The 3,122-nt window shown below is 40.0% G+C and carries 5 protein-coding genes; all 5 read left to right on the forward strand.

Annotated elements, in window-relative coordinates; all coding sequences use genetic code 11:
* Positions 1-89: 89 nt before the first annotated feature.
* Complete coding sequence (locus tag CJF42_RS23430; protein WP_095368973.1) at positions 90-482, forward strand: DUF2190 family protein; 393 nt, start codon at positions 90-92, stop codon at positions 480-482.
* A gap of 11 nt (positions 483-493) precedes the next feature.
* Complete coding sequence (locus CJF42_RS23435) at positions 494-1,429, forward strand: capsid protein (RefSeq protein WP_252097718.1); 936 nt, start codon at positions 494-496, stop codon at positions 1,427-1,429.
* 136 nt (positions 1,430-1,565) lie between these two features.
* Entirely contained in the window at positions 1,566-2,042 is a 477-nt protein-coding gene (locus CJF42_RS23440; protein ID WP_095368975.1) for a phage protein Gp36 family protein, read from the forward strand.
* Entirely contained in the window at positions 2,043-2,465 is a 423-nt protein-coding gene (locus CJF42_RS23445) for a phage virion morphogenesis protein (protein ID WP_095368976.1), read from the forward strand.
* A gap of 81 nt (positions 2,466-2,546) precedes the next feature.
* Entirely contained in the window at positions 2,547-2,984 is a 438-nt protein-coding gene (locus CJF42_RS23450; RefSeq protein ID WP_095368977.1) for a phage tail terminator protein, read from the forward strand.
* Positions 2,985-3,122: the final 138 nt, after the last annotated feature.

Consider the following 3,122-nt stretch of genomic DNA (forward strand, 5'->3'; position numbering starts at 1 on the left):
AAAGCCTCTGATTATCAACAAGCACAAGCCGATAAAGGCTTTGTGATTTCTATCTCTGATGCAATGACCCGCATTCAAGGAGTGCAATAATGGCCAATCCTGGATTTATTAAAAACTTTACCGCAACTGCTGTGATTGATGCTTATCGTATTGTGGCATTTGATAGTACCTCTGACTTTAGTGTGAAACAAGCTACAGGTGTGGCCACGCCCATTGCAGGGTTAAGTGAGCATGGTTCAAGCTCAGGTAATCGAGAAATACGCTGTGATGTGGTGATGGACCAAACAGGTGTGATTGAATATGGCGCTGATATCGCAACGGGTGATGTGTTGGTCAGTGATGATGAAGGTAAGGCTGTTGTTTTTACACCTGCGCAATATGCAGATGATGCAGCCGTTTGGGCCATCGGTATTGCCCTTGAGTCTGGTGATGCTGGCACGATAGGCAGTACCACAATTAGCCCTTTTTTAATTATAAAGTAAGGATTTAAATTATGAGCGGTATGCCCTTTACCCCTTCAGTTGAACAAACGGCCATAGCAATAGCTTATAGAAATAAAAGTTTAATTGCTGATGCTGTGTGTCCTCGTGTGACTGTTGGTAAGAAAAACTTCAAATATACGATTTTTGATAAAGCAGATAGGATGACCATTCCTGATACGCGTATTGGTCGTAAAAGTGCACCTAATCAAGTTGAGTTCTCATCAAGTGAAGATAATGCCGCATGTGAAGATTACGGTTTATCAGATGTTGTACCACAAGATGATATTGATAATGCACCAGCCCATTATGACCCTTTAAATCATGCCACTGAAAGCATTAGTGACATTATTTTATTAGCACGAGAAGTACGTGTTGCTAATATGTATAGCAACGCTGATAACTTTGGTGCGACTTATAAACTTGGCTCTGGTACGTTAAAACATTTAGATGACCCAAATTTAGATGTTTTAGTGTATTTACAAGAAATGCTTGATGACATGTTTATGACTGCCAATACCATGACCATGTCGCGTAAAGTAGCAACTAAGCTCAGAAGTAATAAACACGTGATAAAAGCCTATAACGGCTCTTTAGGTGACAGTGGTTTAGTACCGCTTAAATTTATTACTGATACCTTAGAAATCGAACGCGTTAATATTGGTGCAGCCTTTGTGAATACCGCTAAAAAAGGTAAAACACCGACTTACTCAAGAGCCTGGCAAGATAACTTAGCACTGACATATGTTGACCCCCTCGCCAGTACACAAAACTCCCGTATGACCTTTGCAATGACAGCACAATATGGTGCTCGGGTATCCAGTCGCAGAAGTGTGCAAGCAGGTTTACATGGGGGTACTGAAGTGATGGTGGGTGAATCGTTATGTGAATTAGCCATTGCAAAGGAATGCGGTATTTTACTCACAGATACCATTGGTTATACCCCGTAGTTTAGGGATTGGATTTTGGGTTAGGTTTGGGGTTGGCTTTGAGTAAGACTTAATTATTAGGTCTTACTATCGTTCTTATTTCGAATCTTATTACGGACCAATATTTTACTAACTCAGTTAATCAACAGAGGTATTTATGTTCGCAAGTGCAGCGCAAGTCATTAATAAAATTGGTATTAATCTGTTATTGCAATTTGTATCAGGTAAGTTTGGTGATGTTGCAGATTATGACAATCAACCCCAAGCGATTGATATACAAACCGCATTACAAAACACACCACAAACCCAATTGCAGCAGCAAATTAGTGACTGGTATCACGAAAGTGATAAAACTGTAACGGCATTAATAACCGGATATGTCGCCCGATTTAGTTTAACCCAAGCTGACATTACAGCCTCTGTTTTACCTGGTATCTACATTGATTTAATGCAATACGAGTTATGTATTAACACAGCAGATGAAGATATCAGTGATAAACGCAACTTTGCGATACGTCAATTGGATAAAGTTAGTAAAGGTGTGATCCAAATTAAAACCAACACACATACCCAAAGTACCACAGCAATGAGAACTCGAAAAGTGATGAGTAGTTTTGATTTAGGTCGGTTTTAAATGGCTGGGGTATTTATTGATATTAGTGGTAATGCCCTCTCCCGTTTAACACTGTTAGCAGATAAAGCTCAACGACCTGAGCCAGTATTAGATGAAATAGGTGCGTTTTTAGATGCTGATGTGTTATTGCGCTTTACCCGTGAAGAAACACCAGGTGGTAATAAATGGCAACACAGTGAGGCTGCAAAGGCACGTGGTGGTTTAACCCTTACCGATACTCGGCAGTTAGCTGACTCCATTAGCCATAACGTACAAGGCGATACATTAGAGCATGGTTTAGGTGAGCAGTATGCTGCAATACATCACTTTGGCGGTAAAACAGGACGCAATCACAGTGTCACCTTACCAGCTAGACCTATTGTGGGAATTGAAGCAATTCAGGCACAAGAGATTAATGACATTATTGATGACTGGTTAATTTAAAGCTGCAAGTTTAAACAGATGAGTTTAAACAAATGATTTTAAAAAAGTGAGTTTAAACACAATTTAAAGGGGGTTTAAAACATGTTTAATTTTGATTTAAACACAATAGAGACACATTTAAAAAATGCCAAGATTGCCCAGGTCGGTTTTGCAGCTGATTTTAATGCCGCACGTAAAAAGTCAGTTCAAAGCCCCACGCTATACGTTTTACCCCTTGATGATAATTATGATGATGTAAGCAGTGTCACAGGTGAAGATGAATATATCGCCACTGAAATATTTGCCGTCATGATAGTCATGCCCTGTGTTGCAGGTAATGTTAATTCAGACAGCCAAATTAAAACATTACGCGGCAAAGTAAAACAGGCTATTGCAGGATGTGCTTTTGCGCCCTGGCAACCAATTAAGTTACACCGCGGGCGAACAGTAGAGCTGAGCCGTGAAACCAATAATTTAATTTACCAATGCCAGTTTAAAGTCACTGGTAATTTAACCGTATCAACCAAGGTGATTGTATGAGTAAACACACGAATAAGCCAGTTGTTGCAAGCTCAGGAGATAAACAAGTAAGTGAGATTGCTATTTCCAGTGCGACGCACAAAGCCCAACAAGCACAGCGCTTAATTAGGACCTCGCAAATGAAAGAGCCTGAATTAT

The sequence above is a fragment of the Pseudoalteromonas sp. NBT06-2 genome (assembly GCF_002276045.1).
In the GTDB taxonomy this organism is placed as follows: domain Bacteria; phylum Pseudomonadota; class Gammaproteobacteria; order Enterobacterales; family Alteromonadaceae; genus Pseudoalteromonas.